General features: G+C 76.8%; 13 protein-coding genes. 9 read left to right on the top strand and 4 right to left on the bottom strand.

Annotation, left to right across the window (positions count from 1 at the left end; all coding sequences use genetic code 11):
- Positions 1-174 precede the first annotated feature (174 nt).
- A complete protein-coding gene (locus tag CP968_RS30625; RefSeq protein WP_150521066.1) occupies positions 175-1,029 on the top strand; it encodes a DMT family transporter in 855 nt (284 codons plus the stop codon).
- 25 nt (positions 1,030-1,054) lie between these two features.
- Here CP968_RS30625 and CP968_RS35435 read toward each other — a convergent pair whose 3' ends face one another.
- Positions 1,055-1,180 carry a hypothetical protein gene (locus CP968_RS35435; protein ID WP_268253282.1) on the bottom strand — a complete coding sequence of 42 codons (126 nt, stop codon included), beginning with the start codon at positions 1,178-1,180 and terminating at the stop codon, positions 1,055-1,057.
- Positions 1,181-1,315: 135 nt separating this feature from the next.
- Here CP968_RS35435 and CP968_RS30615 point away from each other — a divergent pair, with 135 nt between their 5' ends.
- The 3 genes from CP968_RS30615 (at position 1,316) to CP968_RS30605 (ending at position 6,112) form a co-directional block, all read left to right on the top strand.
- Positions 1,316-2,371 (top strand): zinc-dependent alcohol dehydrogenase family protein, encoded by a 1,056-nt coding sequence (locus tag CP968_RS30615; protein WP_150521065.1) that lies wholly within the window; start codon positions 1,316-1,318, stop codon positions 2,369-2,371.
- 169 nt (positions 2,372-2,540) lie between these two features.
- On the top strand, positions 2,541-2,843 hold the full coding sequence (locus CP968_RS30610) for a putative quinol monooxygenase (RefSeq protein WP_150521064.1): 303 nt from the start codon (positions 2,541-2,543) through the stop codon (positions 2,841-2,843).
- Positions 2,844-3,112: 269 nt separating this feature from the next.
- Positions 3,113-6,112, top strand: a complete 3,000-nt coding sequence (locus CP968_RS30605; RefSeq protein WP_167536878.1) for an AfsR/SARP family transcriptional regulator — start codon at positions 3,113-3,115, stop codon at positions 6,110-6,112.
- On the opposite strand, the gene CP968_RS30600 is transcribed toward CP968_RS30605, so the two are convergent.
- The 3 genes from CP968_RS30600 to CP968_RS30590 form a co-directional block, all read right to left on the bottom strand.
- Complete coding sequence (locus tag CP968_RS30600; protein ID WP_150521062.1) at positions 6,109-7,080, bottom strand: phosphatase PAP2 family protein; 972 nt, start codon at positions 7,078-7,080, stop codon at positions 6,109-6,111. The two genes, CP968_RS30605 and CP968_RS30600, sit on opposite strands and share 4 nt — an antisense overlap.
- A 64-nt stretch (positions 7,081-7,144) precedes the next feature.
- On the bottom strand, positions 7,145-8,098 hold the full coding sequence (locus CP968_RS30595; protein ID WP_150521061.1) for a YihY/virulence factor BrkB family protein: 954 nt from the start codon (positions 8,096-8,098) through the stop codon (positions 7,145-7,147).
- A gap of 57 nt (positions 8,099-8,155) precedes the next feature.
- Entirely contained in the window at positions 8,156-9,931 is a 1,776-nt protein-coding gene (locus CP968_RS30590; protein ID WP_229886515.1) for a bifunctional phosphatase PAP2/diacylglycerol kinase family protein, read from the bottom strand.
- A gap of 506 nt (positions 9,932-10,437) precedes the next feature.
- Between CP968_RS30590 and CP968_RS30580 the strand changes: the two genes are divergently transcribed.
- The 5 genes from CP968_RS30580 (at position 10,438) to CP968_RS30560 (ending at position 15,051) form a co-directional block, all read left to right on the top strand.
- Positions 10,438-10,665: a hypothetical protein gene (locus CP968_RS30580; protein WP_150521059.1), complete on the top strand. Its 228-nt coding sequence runs from the start codon at positions 10,438-10,440 to the stop codon at positions 10,663-10,665.
- A 12-nt stretch (positions 10,666-10,677) separates the two neighbouring features.
- On the top strand, positions 10,678-11,448 hold the full coding sequence (locus CP968_RS30575) for a helix-turn-helix domain-containing protein (protein ID WP_150521058.1): 771 nt from the start codon (positions 10,678-10,680) through the stop codon (positions 11,446-11,448).
- A 127-nt stretch (positions 11,449-11,575) separates the two neighbouring features.
- A complete protein-coding gene (locus CP968_RS30570; RefSeq protein ID WP_150521057.1) occupies positions 11,576-12,241 on the top strand; it encodes a helix-turn-helix transcriptional regulator in 666 nt (221 codons plus the stop codon).
- Between the two features lie 112 nt (positions 12,242-12,353).
- Positions 12,354-12,992: a Pvc16 family protein gene (locus CP968_RS30565; RefSeq protein WP_150521056.1), complete on the top strand. Its 639-nt coding sequence runs from the start codon at positions 12,354-12,356 to the stop codon at positions 12,990-12,992.
- The gene (locus CP968_RS30560) at positions 12,985-15,051 is read left to right on the top strand and encodes an ATP-binding protein (RefSeq protein WP_229886513.1); all 2,067 of its coding nucleotides are present in this window, start codon (positions 12,985-12,987) and stop codon (positions 15,049-15,051) included. Before CP968_RS30565 ends, CP968_RS30560 begins: the two co-directional genes overlap by 8 nt.
- Positions 15,052-15,235 lie beyond the last annotated feature (184 nt).

Here is a 15,235-nt window from a genome sequence, read left to right as displayed (position 1 = left end):
GGGCGGCCCGGGGCGGCGCCCCGCCCGCGCGGCGCGGACGGCGGCGCCGGTCCGGGGCCGGCGCCGGCACCCCTCCGCCGCCGGAAGAGTCCGGACGGGGGAACGGGGCGCGCCAATCCGTTCCCGGGCGGTGTCGCGTCGCCGACCGGTCGCGGGCCCGGTGAGGATCGGGGCATGGGCGTCGTACTGCCGGTCCTCTTCGCACTGTTCGCGGCGTTCAGCAACGCGCTCGCCACCGTGCTCCAGCGCCGGGCCGCGCTCACCGTGCCCCAGAGCGACGGCTTCCGGTTCGGTCTGGTCCTCGACCTGCTGCGGCGGCCGCTGTGGATCGGCGGCATCCTGGCCGTGATCGCCGCCGGCGCCGGCCAGGCCGTGGCGCTCGCCACCGGCCCGCTCAGCCTCGTCCAGCCCCTGTTCGTCCTGGAGCTGCCGCTCGCCCTGCTGATCGCCTCGCTCGTGACGCGCACGCGGATGTCCGGAGCGCTGTGGCTGGCGGTGGGCGGGGTGGTGGCCGGGCTCGGGATCACCCTCGCCGCCGCCTCCCCCGCCGGCAACCGCACGTCCGTGCCGACCGACCGCTGGCTGCTGGCCCTGGCGGCCTGCGCGGGCGCGGTGGCCGTCTTGGCGGTGGCCGGGCTTCGCCGGTCCCCCGGCCGGGCCCGGGCCGGCTGCCTGGGCGGCGCCACCGCCGTCTGCTACGCCCTCACCGCCGCCCTGATGAAGTCGGCGGTGCACGTCCTCGACGACGGCGGCATCGGCGCGTTCCTGACCGCCTGGCAGACCTACGCGTTCGGGGCGACCGGCATCTGCGCCCTGCTGCTCCTCGAACACGCCATGCAGGGCGGCCCGCTGGTGGCGTCCCAGCCGGCCCTGACCCTCGGCGACGCGGGCATCAGCGTCGCGCTGGGCGTGCTGCTGTACGAGGAACACCTGCGGGACGGCTGGTGGCTGCTCCCCCAGGTGCTCGGCATCGCGCTGATCTGCACGGGCGTCTTCGCACTGTCCCGCACCGGAACCGGCGCGCCGTGAGCGCGGCGCCGTCCCCCGGCCGGGTCTACTTGATGACCTCGACCTTCTTGTCGCCCGCGGCCTTCGCGTAGGCCTGGGAGCCGGCGCCCAGCACGCCGACGGCGAGGACGAGCAGGATGGAGGCGGCGGCGGCCGCGCGCTTGCGGTTCATGGATCCCCCTGGGTTTTCCGGTCGGGCGCCGCCGCACCGGCGGCGCCCTCGCAGCCTGCCACCGGTCGCGGGGCCCGGGCAAGGGACGGACCGGGCCCGGGTAGCGTGCCGGGCAGTCGAGGGAAGGCGGTTCCCGTGCGTGCGGTGGTGTTCGAACGGTTCGGCGAGCGGGCCGAGGTCAGGGAGGTGCCGGACCCGGTGCCCGCGGCGGGCGGTGTCGTGGTGCGGGTGGAGGCCACCGGGCTGTGCCGCAGCGACTGGCACGGGTGGATGGGCCACGATCCGGACATCGTGCTGCCGCACGTGCCGGGCCACGAACTGGCCGGTGTGGTGGAGGCCGTCGGGGCGGGTGTGACCGGCTGGCGGGCCGGGGACCGGGTGACCTCGCCGTTCGTGTGCGCCTGCGGGAGCTGCGCCGAATGCGCGGCCGGCCAGCAGCAGGTGTGTACGCGGCAGACCCAGCCCGGCTTCACGCACTGGGGCTCCTTCGCCGAGTACGTGGCCCTGGAGCACGCCGACGTGAACCTGGTGGCGGTGCCCGAGGAGCTCTCGTACGCGACGGCCGCCGCCCTGGGCTGCCGCTTCGCGACGGCGTACCGGGCGGTGGTCGAGCGGGGGCGCGTCGCGGCGGGCGAGTGGGTCGCGGTGCACGGCTGCGGCGGGGTCGGGCTCTCCGCGGTGATGATCGCGGTGGCGGCGGGGGCCCGGGTCGTCGCGGTGGACACGGCTGCGGGGGCCCTGGAGCTGGCGCGCCGCTTCGGCGCCGCGCACGCGGTGGACGCCACCAACGGCGACACGGCGGCCGCGGTGCGGGAGGTGACCGGCGGGGGCGCGCACCTCTCGCTCGACGCCCTGGGGTCCCCGGTGACGGCGGCCGCCTCGGTGGACGGTCTGCGGCGGCGCGGGCGGCACGTCCAGGTCGGGCTGCTGCCGGCCGCCGGAGGCGGCACGGTGCTGCCGATGGAGCGGGTGATCGGCTGGGAACTGGAGGTGCTGGGGAGCCACGGGATGGCCGCGCACGCGTACCCGCCGATGCTGGAGCTGGTCCGCTCCGGCGCCCTGCGTCCGGACCTGCTGGTCACCTCGACGATCCCGCTCGGCGCGGCCCCGGCGGCCCTCGCGGCGATGGGCACGGCGCCGGGGCGCGGGATGACGGTCGTCCTGCCGGGCGCGCCGGGCACCGCGGGCTGACGGTCCGGGGGGCGGGGCGGAGCTCCGTACGCACAACGGCTCCGGACGCCACCCGCTGGTCCGGGCGGACCAGCGCGGTCGCGGGGCGGCGGGTGCGGGCCTAGCGTCGCTCACGACATGCCGGGCGGCACGAGGCGCCCGGGGCCACGACCGGTGAAGGGGACGCGCGATGGCACTGACCGTGGGGGTTCTGGCCCTGCTGGAGGCGAAGCCCGGCAAGGAGCGGGAGGTGGAGGCGCTGCTCGACAGCGGGCGTTCGATCGTCGAGGAGGAGCCGGCGACGCGGGTCTGGTACGCGTTCCGGGTGGACGCCTCGACGTTCGGCATCTTCGACGCCTTCGAGGACGAGGCGGGCCGACGCGCGCACCTGGGCGGCCGCATCCCGGCGGCGCTGGCCGAGCTCGGCCCGGAGCTGCTCGCGAAGGACCCGGACATCCGCCCCGTGGACGTCCTGGCGGTGAAGGGCGGCTGACCCGGGTCGGCCGGTACGGGGCCGGCGGGTTCGCGTACGGGGAGGTGCCCGGCGCGGGGAGGGTGGCGCGGGAGCGGCTCCGGGGGTTCGGCGTGCGGGTCACGGCGGACCCGCCGGATGCGGACGCGGGGTGCCGGATGCGGGCGCCGCGGTGGCGGGGCCCACGGCCCGGATGCGGGCGTGACCGGAAGCGGACGTACTGTTCGAACAGGTCTGTGAAGATCATCCGCACAGGTTCCGGTTCGCATCGCCTGGGAAAGGGGGCCGCCTTGAGCGCGCCTGCCGGCACACCGTACTTCTCGCTCCTGGGGCCGGTGCAGGCCTGGCAGGACCAGGCTCCACTGGCGCTCGGGCCTCCGCAGCAGCGGCTGCTGCTGGCCCTGCTCCTGGTGCGGCGCCCGGGCGTCGTCGAGCTGGACGAGCTGATCGACGGGATGTGGGGCGAGGACGTACCCCGGACCGCGGTGGGCACGGTCCGCTCGTACGTGTACCGGCTGCGCCGGGTGCTGGGGCCGTGCCTGACCACGCAGGGGCGGGGCTACGGGCTCGACGTGCCGGACGGTGCGGTGGACCTGGCCGTCTTCGAGTCCGAGGTGGGCCTGGCCCGTGCCCGGATCGCGGCCGGGGACCTCGGCAGCGGGGCCGAACTCCTGGAGAGCGCCCTGCGGCGGTGGCGGGGGGCGCCGTTGGCCGGGCTGCCGGGGCCGTTCGCCCGCATCCAGCGCGAGCGGCTGGCCGAGCTCAGGCTGTCCGTCCAACTGGAGCGGCTGGAGCTGGACCTGCTGCGGGGGCGGCACGACCGGGTGGTGCCGGAGCTGGCCCTGCTCTGCGCGGAGCACCCGCACCACGAACGGCTGCGCAGCCTGCGCTCCACCGCCCTGGAGCGGGCCGGCCGGCCGGGCGAGGCCCGGGCGGTGGGCGCCGGCCCGGCGGCGGCGGGGGCCGGCCCGAGTGCCGTGCCGGACGCACCGGTACCGGGTGCCGCCCCGCCCGGCACGGACCCACCCGGAGCCGCCGGGCCTTCGACCGGGACGCCTTCGGCCAAGGCGCCCTCGACCGGAGCGTCCCTACCGGCGCCGGCCCCGGTCGGCGCACCGGGTTTCGCGCGGCCGTCGACCGGAGCGCCCGCGTTCGTGACGGTCGCGGTGCCCGTACCCGCACTGCCCACGCCCGCGCAACTCCCCTACACCACGAGCGATTTCACCGGCCGCCGCGACGCCACCGAGGACCTGCTGCGGGCCCTGCGGCCCGACGGGGCCGAGACCGTGGTCATCTCCGCCGTCGGCGGGATCGGCGGCGTCGGCAAGACGGCGCTCGCCCTCCATGCCGCGCACCGGCTGCGCGAGCACTTCTCCGACGGGCAGCTCTACGCCAACCTCCGGGGCGTACGGGAGGATCCGGCCCGCCCGGAGAGCGTGCTCGCCTCGTTCCTGCGTGCCCTGGGCGTGGTCGACTCCGCCATTCCGGAGCAGGTGGAGGAGCGGGCCGCGCTGTACCGCTCCCGGCTGGCGGGCCGGCGCGTGCTGCTGGTCCTGGACGACGCCCGGGACATCGCGCAGATCGAGCCGCTGCTGCCCGGCTCCTCCGCCTGCGCCGTCCTGGTCACCAGCCGCAGCACCCTGCCCGAGCTGCCCGCGGCGCTGCGCATCCGGCTCGACGTGCTGTCGCCCGCCGACGCGGTGACCCTGCTCGGGCGGATCATCGGAGAGGCGCGGGTCGCGGCCGAGCCCGACCGGGCGCTGGCCGTCGCCGAGTTGTGCGGCTGGCTGCCGCTGGCGCTGCGGATCGCCGGCTCGCGGCTGGCCACCCGGCCGGGCTGGTCCCTCGCCGCCTTCCTCGACCTGCTGGAGGGCCGGCGCTCGCCCTTCTCGGCCACGGCGGGCGGGGAGGACGGGGTGGAGGCCTGCTTCCTGCTGAGTTACGAGCTGCTGGGCGCCGACGAGGCCCGGCTGTTCCGGCTGCTGGCCCTGCCGGACCAGGAGGACGCGGAGGTCGCGGACGCGGCCGCGCTGACCGGTCTGCCGCGGGCGCAGGCGGAGGAGTGCCTGGAGCGCATGACGGGGCTCGGGCTGCTGGAGTCGCCCGCTCCGGGCCGCTACCGCTTCCACGACCTGCTGCGGGCCTTCGCCCGCGCGCGCTCGGCCCAGGAGGACGGTCCCGGCGAGCAGGCGGCCGCGCTGGTGCGGCTGTGCGACCACTTCCTGGCCTCCGCCCGCAACGCGTACGCCGTCGAGCGGCCCGGCCATCCGGTGGCCGGACTGCTGACGCCGACGGTCTCCGCGGGTACGGTCGCCTCCGAACCGGGCCAGGGGCACCGGCTGTTCACCGCGCAGCACCAGTCGGTGCTGGCGGTCGCGGTGCAGACGGTGCGGGCCGATCCCGCGTCCGTGGGGCTGGTGGCCGATCTGGTGCTGGCGCTGGATCCGGTGCTCGACAGCTCCTTCCTGTGGGGCGCGATGACGCAGCCGGCCCGGCTGATGCTGGCCGTCGCGCGCGAGCGCGGGCAGACGCGGGCGGCGGGACGGCTCGGGTACATGCTGGGCGGGGCCCTTTACCAGCTGACCCAGCTGGACGAGGCGGAGCGGGTGCTGGACGCGGCGGAGCGGGACGCGCGCGGCGCGCGGGACACCGCGGTCCTGACGGAGATCCACAACTGCCAGGGGCTGGTGTGGTACAGCCGGGGCGTGTACGACCGTTCGCTGGAGCTGTCGCTGCTCGCGGTCGAGACCGGGGAGCGGTGCGGCAACGCGTGGGGCAGCGGCAACGCGCGGACCTGCCGCGCCGTCGCACTGGCCGCGGCGGGGCGGCTGGAGGAGGCGGCGGAGTGCGGCCGGGTGAGCATGGCTTCCGCGCGGGCCGCGTCCGATCCGGCCCGGCTGATGTACTCCCTGTACGCGCTGGGGGGCATCGCCCGTCTCCAGGGACGGCCGGACGAGGCCATCGCGGGCCTGCGCGAAGCCACCGAACTGGCCGTGCGCCACGGCTACTCGACCTTCGAGGTGTTCAACCTCGTCGAGGAGACCTTCTGCCATCTGGTGGCGGGCCGGCCCCGGGACGCGGTGGCGACCGGGGAGCGGCTGCTGGAACTGGCCGACAGGAAGGGCTGGCTGTTCGCGCAGGGCCGCGCGCTGCGGCTGATCGGCACGGCGCTGGCCGACCTGGGCGAGCGCGGGCCGGCGCGCGAGCGGCTGACCCGCGCCATCGCCCTCCTCGAACCGCTCCGCCCGACGGAGGCGTCGGAGGCGCGCGCCGTGCTGGACGCCCTCTAGCGCGCCCCCGGTCCGGCGCCGGTGCCGGCGGCCGGGTCGGCGCCGTCCGGGGTGGTGGGCCGGTCCGGGGTGGTGGGGTCCGGGCGGGTGGAGGTGTCGAGCGGGGGTTCGGGGTGGGCCGTGCGGATCTCCGGTTCGAGGCCCTCGCCGGCGGCCGTGCGGCGGCGGCCGATGTCGGCCCGCCAGGCCTCGAAGACGAGGGTGGTCGCGGTGACCACGCCGATGCCCAGCAGCCAGCCGCCGACGACGTCGCTCACCCAGTGGACGCCGAGCGCGACCCGGGTGTAGCTGACGCCCAGCACCGTGACCACGGCGAGCGCCCACGGCAGCGCCCGCCAGGCCCGGGGCACGAGCGGGAGCAGGATCAGCAGCAGGATCGCGCAGGTGGTGGTGGCCGTCATGGCGTGCCCGGAGGGGAAGGAGTAGCCGGGTGCGTGGGCGACCGGGTCGGGCAGGTGGGGGCGGGCCCGTTCGACGGCGGTCTTGGCCAGCAGTCCGATGAGGCCGCCGGCCGTCGCCGTGACGGCCGCCCAGGCCGCCAGGCGCCAGGCGCGCCGCGTCAGCAGCCAGACCACCACCGCGGCGACCAGCAGCCGCAGCGTCACCGGGTCCCACACCACGCCGGTGAGCAAGTCCAGCAGGCGCACCCGGCCCGGGTTCTCCAGGGCGGCGCGGTGCAGGCTCTCCGCGGTGTCCCGGTCGAGGCGGTACAGCGGCGCCCACCGGGATTCGACGAGCACCAGCGCGAGCACGAAGGGCACGGTCACCACGGCCGTGGCCGTCACCGTCAGGGCGAGCCGCACGCCGAAGTGCGCGTCGGGCCCGGAGTGCCGGGAGAGGAACGCGCGCAGTCGGCGCGGGGTCCGCGGTCCGCCGGGCCGCGGGGGCCCCGCGGGGGTTCGGGGTTCCGGTGGTGTCCCCGACTCGCGGGATGCGGGGCGGCGGGTTCGGGTGGTGCGCTGTGCCATGGTGGCGGCGCCTCCCTTCGGGGTGGTGCGGGTCGCCGGCCCGGGGCGGGACGGCGCGGGACGGTCAGACGCCGGGGTCGCGGGTCACCGGTTGCTTGACGGCGGCGCGTACGGCTTCGAGCTGGGCGGCGAACGAGAGGCCGAGGAAGAGGGCCAGCGAGGTGAGGTAGGACCACAGCAGCAGGGACATGATCGCGCTGAGGGGTCCGTAGACGCTGGTGAAGGAGCTGCTCGCGCCGACGTACAGGCTCAGCCCCCAGGTGGCCAGGAGCCACAGCACCAGGTAGACGACGGCGCCGAAGGCGAGCCAGGTGTAGCCGGGTTGGTCGCGGCGCGGGGAGAGGCGGAAGATCGCGCTCGTGGCCAGCACGGCCAGCAGGATGCCGACCGGCCAGCGCAGGATCTCCCAGGCGCGGGTGGTGGCGGGGGCGAGCTGGTAGACCTCGGCGAAGGCGCGGGTGAGGTCGGAGCCGAGGACGGTGAGGACGAAGCTGAGGCCGAGCGGGAGTCCGGCCAGCGCCGCCATGGCCAGTCCGCGCGCGTACTTGTACAGGAAGGGCCGGTCGCGTTCGTTGCCGTAGATGCGGTTGGCGCCGCGTTCGACCTGGCACAGGCTGGTGGTGACGTTGACGAGGGAGAAGAGCAGGCCGAGCCAGAGGGCCGCCTGGCCGCCGTCGCCCGCGTTGCGCCGGCTCTCGCGCAGCGCCTCGTCGACCATCTCCTGGCTGGGGCCGGTGGTGAGCCGGCTGATGGTGAGCTCGGCGACGCGGCCTATGTCCTCGGTGTGCAGGACGCTGGACAGGCCTATCGCGGCGATGGCCAGCGGGACGATGGACAGGACGGTCTGCAGCGCGAGGGCGCGGGAGTGGCTGAACCCGTCCGCGTAGCGGAAGCGCACGAAGGAGTCGCGGGCCAGGCTCCAGCCCCCGTAACGGCGCAGGGCGGCCCACGCTTCGTCGCCGGAGAGTTCTTCGCCCCGTACGTCGCGGCGTTGAGGTACCCGAGTGGCGGTGCCCATGGTCTTCCTGACTGTGTGTGCCCCGGCGCGTCCGGCGCGGGGCGGGCTGGGGCGGGCTCAGTGGTGCGGGGCGAGGCGCGTGTCGGTGCTCCCGGTGGCGGGCAGCCGTTCGCCGGTTCCGGGGGCCCGGGGCAGCCGCACCCGCAGGGCGCCCGGTTCCGCTTCGGCGGTCAGCCGGGTGCCCTCGGGGAACGTGTCGCCGTCGACCTCGCGGGGCTGTGCTCCGGCGAACCGGATGTCGATCCGGGTGCCGCTGAAGTACTCCAGGGAGCCGCGGGCCTCCCGCCCGCCCGCCGGTCCGGTGCCGCCGGTGCGTCCGGTCGCCGCTCCCGGCGCCTGCGCGGCCGGGGTGCGGCCGCGGACGGTGCGCGCCGCCAGGTGGCCGGCGGCGGCGAGCCAGCCGGTGGCGCCGCGGGGGTCGAAGAGCACGACCTCCAGGCGTCCGCTGTCGGGCCGGGCCCCCGGCAGGAGCTCCAGGCCGCCCTGGAGGGCGCCGACGTTGCCGACGACGACCATGCGCGCCCGGCGGCGGCGCGGGCGGCCCCCGTCGACGCTGACGGACAGCCGCATGCGCGGGTCCCCGAGGTGCCGGGAGGCGGAGAGGGCGTATGCGGCCCAGCCGACGCGCGCCTTCAGTCCGGGCGAGGCGTCGCGGACCATGGCGGCGTCGAAGCCAGCGCCCGTCATCACGGTGAACCGGGTCGGGGCGAGGCCGTCGCCCGACACCCGTCCCGCGTCGATCCGGAACTCGGCGCCGTCGAGGGCCGCGTCCAGGGCGGTGGCGGGGTCGGTGGGCAGGCCCAGGTTGCGGGCGAGGAGGTTGCCGGTGCCGCACGGTACGAGGACCAGGGGGTGGCCGGTGGCGACCGCGACGTCGGCGCAGGCGCGGACCGTGCCGTCCCCGCCGCAGACCACGACCAGGGCGGTCTCGGACGCGGCGCATTCCTCGGCGAGGGCCCCGCAGGGCCGTTCGGCGGAGGTTTCGGTCCAGTGCTGGTCGGTGTAGCCCCGGTCGTGGAGGGCGGCGCGGACCCGTCGGGCCAGTTCGTCGCCGCAGCTGTGCGGGTGGCGGACCACGACGGCCCGGCGTCCCGTGCCCCGGGCGGCCGGCACGGCGGCGGAGCCGGGTGCGGCGGCCGGAGCGGTGGCCGAGCCGGTGACGGTCGGGGTCGCCGGGGTGCGGGCGGACAGGAACACCCAGGCCATGACCAGGAGGGTCAGCGTGCCGTTGAGCAGGCCGCCCGCCACATCGGTCGGGTGGTGCATCCCCCGGTACACCCGGGACAGTCCGACGGCGGGCGGAACGAGCAGCAGCAGGGTCGCCGTGACGTACCGCCAGGGGCCGCGCATGCGGGTCAGCGCGAGGGTGGCGAGGCCCCCGTACAGGGCGAGGGACGCACCGACGTGTCCGGAGGGGAAGCTCGACGTCGGGGGCGCCGCGTCCAGGTGGGGCACGTCGGGGCGGGGCCGTTCGACGCACAGCGTGACCGTGAGGAAGACGGCCGACTGTGCGGCCACCGAGGCTCCCAGGAACACCGCTTCGGTCCAGCGCGGCGCGCGCGGGAGCACCAGCAGCGCGACGACGGCGACCAGGGTGACGCCGACGACTCCTTCGGTGCTGGCGACGGCCGACAGCCAGTGCGTCACCCCGTCCGCGAAGGGGCCGCGGTGCGCGGCGAAGGCGCGGGTGATCCGGTCGTCCGCCGAGAGCGGCCAACGGTCCGGGGGCAGCCCGGTCACCAACAGGCCCAGCAGGACCATCAGCGCGGCCTGGGCCGGCACGAGCAGCACGAGCCGGGCGCGTCTCGCGGCGGCGCCGCTTTCCTTCGTCATGGAAGCCTTGTTGCCCGTCGGGGGCCGATGATGCGCGCGGGACGGGGCGCGAGGTCCCGGCCCGCGTCCGTAGGCCCGTCCGTAGGCCCGTCCGTAGGCCCGTCCGTAGGCCCGTCCCGCGTCACCGTCCGTGTCACCGCACGGGCCCGGGCCCGTGCCCTCCGGTGTACCAGGCCGTCGCCGTTCCCGCCGCACGCGCGGGCTGGGACAAAGAAGAGCCAATCCGGTGACCCTCCGCCGAGGCTTTGCCCAGGGATCACCGGATGTGGGGCAACGCCCGAGATGAACGGCCACCGGGGGGCGGGCGGAACGCCGTGCCGTGCCCCGGCGGGCGCCGGCGGGCGCGGGACAAGGTCGGGCCAACCCCGGCGAACGGACCCGCCGGCGGCCGCGCCGATGTCAGGATCACTTCACGTCAGGACCCCGGCACCGGCCGTCGGACCTGCCGCCGACCCGGCTTGCCGTCGCGGGACCTCGCGTCCCGTCGTGCACGAGAAGGACACCCCATGTGTGAACTGGTCTGTGAAGGGCGCGGGATCTCGTCCCTGGGCAGTGCGGCCATCGTCGCCGTCTCCACCCTCTCCGCCACGGCGCTCGTCGCCACCGGGACCCCGACGGCCGAGGCGCTGTGGCTGATCGCCGGGGCCTCCGCCTCCGGCGCAGTGACGGCGCGGCTGAGCACGGGCCGCGCGGTGCGCGAGGTGGTCAGGCGGCTGCTGAACTCCACGGGCTGAGGGGGCGGGCCCGTGGGACGGCCGCAGAAGCCGGTGCCCCAGCAGGGCTGGGCCCTGGCTCAGCTCGCCCTGAGGCTGCGGGCGGCGCGGGACGCGGCGGGCTTCACCTACGAGGAGCTGGCGGCGCGGACCGGCTTCGGCCGGTCGACGCTGCAACGGGCCGCCTCCGGCGCCGGAGCCCCGCCGCCCCCGCCCGTGGTGGCGGCGTACGCGCTCGGGTGCGGGGTCGACCCGGGCCCCCTGCTGGCGCTGCGCGAGAAGGCGCGGATCGAGCGGCAGTGGGCCAAGTTGGGCCCGCGCGCGCTCCGCGTGCCCCACGTCCGCCAGATCATGAACGAGGCGGAACTGGGCGCGGCCCTCTACCGGTTGCACGTGGAGTCGGGCATGCCGACCTACCGGGACATCCAGCTGCGCACCACGAGGGCCGCGGGCGTGCTGCGGGTCACCAAGACGACCGCCCACCTCATCATGACCCGGCGCCGGATCCCCAGCTCCCCGGAGCAGCTCAAGGCCCTCCTCTTCGTCTACGGGGTGGGGCCGGCCGCCCAGCGGCACTGGCTGGCCGCCTGGGCCCGGGTGGCCCGCGGCCTGGACGCCGAACGGGCAGGCAACCGCGACGATCAGGCAGCCGCACGGGTGCGTCAGGGCAGACTCGCCGGCCGCATCGCCACCGTGCCCCAGGGCCGGGACGCGGCCGACCACGACCTCTACCAACGGCAGGCGCTCCAGGCCCGGTTCGCCAGTCGCGGCCGGGGCGTCGGCCCGCGGGCCGACGGCGGCTGAGCGGGTGGTCCGGGGCGCGGGCGGACGGCACCCATCGATCACCCACCCGCTGTTGATCGGCCTGCGGCACGGTGCACCGAGGGGCACCGCACGGAGCGGTACCGCACGGGGGGAAGGGAGCACACGGATGCCGGCACCGACCAACCGCATCACCGTGACGATCCACGCCACCGATCCGCTCAGCCGGGCCGGGGTCGTCAGTCACCTGCAGCACCATCCGACCGTCCAGATCGTCTCGCGGTCCCGGGAGCGCGACGGGCTCGCACCGGCCGCGACGGTGGCCGTGGTGCTGGTCGACCGGATCGACGAGGAGTCCGCCGCCGACCTGCGCCGCGTCCTGCGCGGCGGGGAGCAGCGGGTGGTGCTCGTCGCCCGCGAGCTGCGCGAGCCGGATCTCCTCACGGTGGTGGAGTACGGGGTCCGGGCCATCGTCTGGCGGCACCAGGCGACCGGGGAGAGCCTGGTGAGGGCCGTGTTGCAGGCCGCGGACGGGGAGGGGGTGCTGCCGCCGGACCTGATCAGCCGGGTGCTGGGCCAGGTCGGCCGGCTGCGCCGGTCGGAGACCGCGGCGGCCTGTTCGGGGGCGGGCGGCAGCCCGCTGTTCGGCATGGCGCCGCGCGAGACGGACGTGCTGCGGCTCATCGCGGAGGGGCTGGACACCCGCCAGATCTCCGAGAAGCTGGCCTACTCCGAGCGGACCGTCAAGAACATCCTGCACGCCCTGATGACCCGGCTCCAGCTCACCAACCGGGCGCACGCCGTGGCGTACGCGCTGCGCGAGGGCTACATCTGACCGGGCCGGCACCCCGCCCGACCCGCCGGCGCCGGGGCCGCGTCCGACGGCCGCCCGCCGGCCAGCCACCTGCCCGCCACGGGCTCCGGCCGTACCGAGGACACCACACCACATGATCCACGAGATCGACGAGGCGCTGCGGCGCCTCCTGCGCCGCGGCGCCCTGCCGGAGGGCTCGGGCGACATCAGCCTCGAAGCCCCCACCCGGGACTGGGCGGCGCGGCGCACCACCCCGACCCTCGACGCGTACCTGTACGACATCCGCGAGGACGTCGCCCGCCGGGAGCGGGGCGCCTACGCGGAGCGGGACGAGAACGGCGTCGTCCTGCACCGGCGGCAGCCGCCCCGCTGGTTCCGGCTGTCCTACCTGCTCACCGCGTGGACCGCGCGGCCCGAGGACGAGCACCGGATGCTGTCCGGGGCGCTCGCGGCGCTGCTGCCGTACGAGGCGCTGCCGGGCGAGGACGTCCCGGAGTCGCTGCGGGCGCACCGGGCGGCCATCGCCCTGACGGTGGGCGTGCCGCCCGCCGAGTCCCGTTCGCTGGCCGACGTCTGGTCCGCGCTCGGCGGCGAGCTCAAGCCCTCCCTCGACGTGGTGATCACGGTGCCGTTCCCGGTGACGCCCGTGTACCCGGTGGGGCCGCCGGTCACCGAGGGCGCGGTGGTCACCGTGCGCGGGGCCGCGGGCGTTCCGGACGATTCCCGGCCGCGCATGCTCCGTACGACGGCGCGCGGGAGGACCGGTGGGTGAGGAGGCCCGCCTCCTGCTGGGGCGGTTGCGGGAGCTGCGCGCCGAGGCGGCGGGGCTCGTCGCCCGGCGTTCGGCGGACGATCCGACGGCGGACGATCCGCTGCGCGGTCTGTACGTGGCCCCGGAGGCGGCACGGCGCGCGGCATCGGCCGCGGGCCCCGACCCGGACGCGCGGTCGGCGGCCGCGGCGGAGCCGGGGGCAGGGGCCGATGCCGCGGCCGATGCCGACGACGCGGCCGACGGGGGCGCCGACCGGTTGGGCGGGCTGGTGCGGGAGTTCGGGCTGTCCGCGCTGGACCTGCGGATCCTGCTGGCGGCGGTGGCACCGGACGTGGACCGCGGTTTCGAGCCGCTGTACGGCTACCTGAACGACGACGTCGGGCGGCGCCGGGCCTCGGTGGCGCTCGCGCTGGAACTGGCCGGCAGCGGCCCGCACCTGCCGCGGGCCCGCGGCAGGTTCCACGCGACGGCACCGCTGATCGCGGGCGGGCTGCTCGCGCTGGAGGACGAGGACCGGCCGCTGCCGGGCCGGGCCCTGCGCGTGCCGGAACGGATCGTGGCCCACCTGCTCGGGGACGACCGCCTCGACGAGGAGCTGTGCCGGGCGGGGGTGGCGCTGCTGCCGGCCGCCCCGGACCCGGTGGCGGGTGCGGGTGCGGACGGTCCGGCGGCCCTGGTGGCCCGGTCGCGGCGCCCGGTGACGGTGCACCTGCGCGAGCGGCGCGGGGAGGCCTCGGCGGCGTCGGTGGTCACCGCGCTGCGGGCGGCGGGCCGGGCCGTGCTGCTGTACCGGCCGCAGGGGCGGGACCCGGGCGTCGTCGGTCCCCTGCTGCGGCGCGAGGCGCGGCTGCGGGGTGCGGGGACGGCGGTGGTGGTGACGCCGCTGCCGCCGGATCCGGGCCCGTTGATCTCCTCGATCGCCGCCCCGGGGGTCACCTCGGTGTTCGCGGGGCCCGAGTCCTGCGATCCGGACTGGGCCGCCGGTGCGCCGGGGGTGTCCCTGCTCGCGCTGGACGCTCCCCCGGTCGGCGCCGCCGCCGGTGTGACGGCCGAGCGCTGGCGGGCGGAACTGCCGGGCTTCGACGGGGACGTGGCCGAGGCCGTCGCCTCGTACCGGCTGGGCGAGGACGGCATCCGGGCCGTGGCGCGGGGCGCCCGGGAACTGGCCGACTTCGAGGGCGTCGCCCTCGACGCCCGGCACGTCCGCCTCACCGCCCGCCGGCTGTCGGCCCCGCTGCTCGGGCGGCACGCCCGGCAGGTGCGGCCGGCCGTCGGCTTCGGCGACCTGGTGCTGCCCGAGTCGCCCCGCTCGCAGCTGGTGGAACTCGTCGGCCGGGCCCGGTACCGGGACGTGGTCCTCGGGGACTGGCGGCTGCGGACGGGCGGCGGCCGGGGGCGGGGGGTGGTGGCCCTGTTCGCCGGGCCGTCCGGTACGGGCAAGACGCTGGCGGCGGAGGTGGTGGCGGGCGAACTGGGGCTCGACCTCTACGTGGTGGACCTGTCCTCGGTGGTCGACAAGTACGTCGGGGAGACCGAGAAGAACCTCGAACGCATCTTCGCGGAGGCGGACCGCACCGACGCGGTCCTGCTCTTCGACGAGGCGGACGCCGTGTTCGGCAAGCGGTCCCAGGTGCGCGGGTCGAACGACCGGTACGCGAACCTGGAGAGCGCCTACCTGCTGCAGCGGCTGGAGTCCTTCGACGGCATCGCCGTCCTGACCACCAACCTGCGGGCCAACGTGGACGAGGCCTTCACCCGGCGCCTCGACCTGGTGGTGGACTTCCCGTTCCCCGACGCGGCCCTGCGCGCGACGCTGTGGCGCGGTGCGCTGGCCGGCGCTCCGACCGAGCCCGGCGTCGAGGACGAAGTCGTGCGGTGCGCGGCGGAGTTCGAGCTGGCGGGCGGCGCGATCCGGTCGGCCGCCCTGACCGCGTGCTATGCGGCGCGGGTGCGCGGCGAGGGCCCGGTGACCGCCGCGGACGTACGGGACGGGGCGCGCCGGGAGTACGTCAAGGCGGGCCGCCTGGTGCCGGGCACGGCGGCGGCCTGGGCACCGTAGGACCGCGGTGGCGCGCGCCGTACGGACCGGTCCGGACGTGCGCGGGGCCCCGTACACCGTGACGGTGTGCGGGGCCCGTGCCGTGCCGGACGCGGCGCGGACGGCCGTGCCCGGGCGCCTGCTTCCGGAGCTCGTCGATGCGAGCACGAGCTCCTTGCCCGAGTTGCGCCGCGCGCCGCCTTCG

The sequence above is a fragment of the Streptomyces subrutilus genome, assembly GCF_008704535.1.
Lineage (GTDB): Bacteria > Actinomycetota > Actinomycetes > Streptomycetales > Streptomycetaceae > Streptomyces > Streptomyces subrutilus.
Note: the sequence above shows the minus strand (reverse complement) of the source record. Positions and strands in the feature narration are given on the sequence as shown.

What these genes read in the sequence shown, in the direction of transcription:
- CP968_RS30595 (WP_150521061.1), bottom strand. Translation starts at nt 8,098, where the DNA reads ATGGGCACCGCCACTCGGGTACCTCAACGCCGCGACGTACGGGGCGAA.
- CP968_RS30565 (WP_150521056.1), top strand. Translation starts at nt 12,354, where the DNA reads ATGATCCACGAGATCGACGAGGCGCTGCGGCGCCTCCTGCGCCGCGGC.
- CP968_RS30570 (WP_150521057.1), top strand. Translation starts at nt 11,576, where the DNA reads ATGCCGGCACCGACCAACCGCATCACCGTGACGATCCACGCCACCGAT.
- CP968_RS30580 (WP_150521059.1), top strand. Translation starts at nt 10,438, where the DNA reads ATGTGTGAACTGGTCTGTGAAGGGCGCGGGATCTCGTCCCTGGGCAGT.
- CP968_RS30600 (WP_150521062.1), bottom strand. Translation starts at nt 7,080, where the DNA reads ATGGCACAGCGCACCACCCGAACCCGCCGCCCCGCATCCCGCGAGTCG.
- CP968_RS30610 (WP_150521064.1), top strand. Translation starts at nt 2,541, where the DNA reads ATGGCACTGACCGTGGGGGTTCTGGCCCTGCTGGAGGCGAAGCCCGGC.
- CP968_RS30590 (WP_229886515.1), bottom strand. Translation starts at nt 9,931, where the DNA reads ATGACGAAGGAAAGCGGCGCCGCCGCGAGACGCGCCCGGCTCGTGCTG.
- CP968_RS35435 (WP_268253282.1), bottom strand. Translation starts at nt 1,180, where the DNA reads ATGAACCGCAAGCGCGCGGCCGCCGCCGCCTCCATCCTGCTCGTCCTC.
- CP968_RS30625 (WP_150521066.1), top strand. Translation starts at nt 175, where the DNA reads ATGGGCGTCGTACTGCCGGTCCTCTTCGCACTGTTCGCGGCGTTCAGC.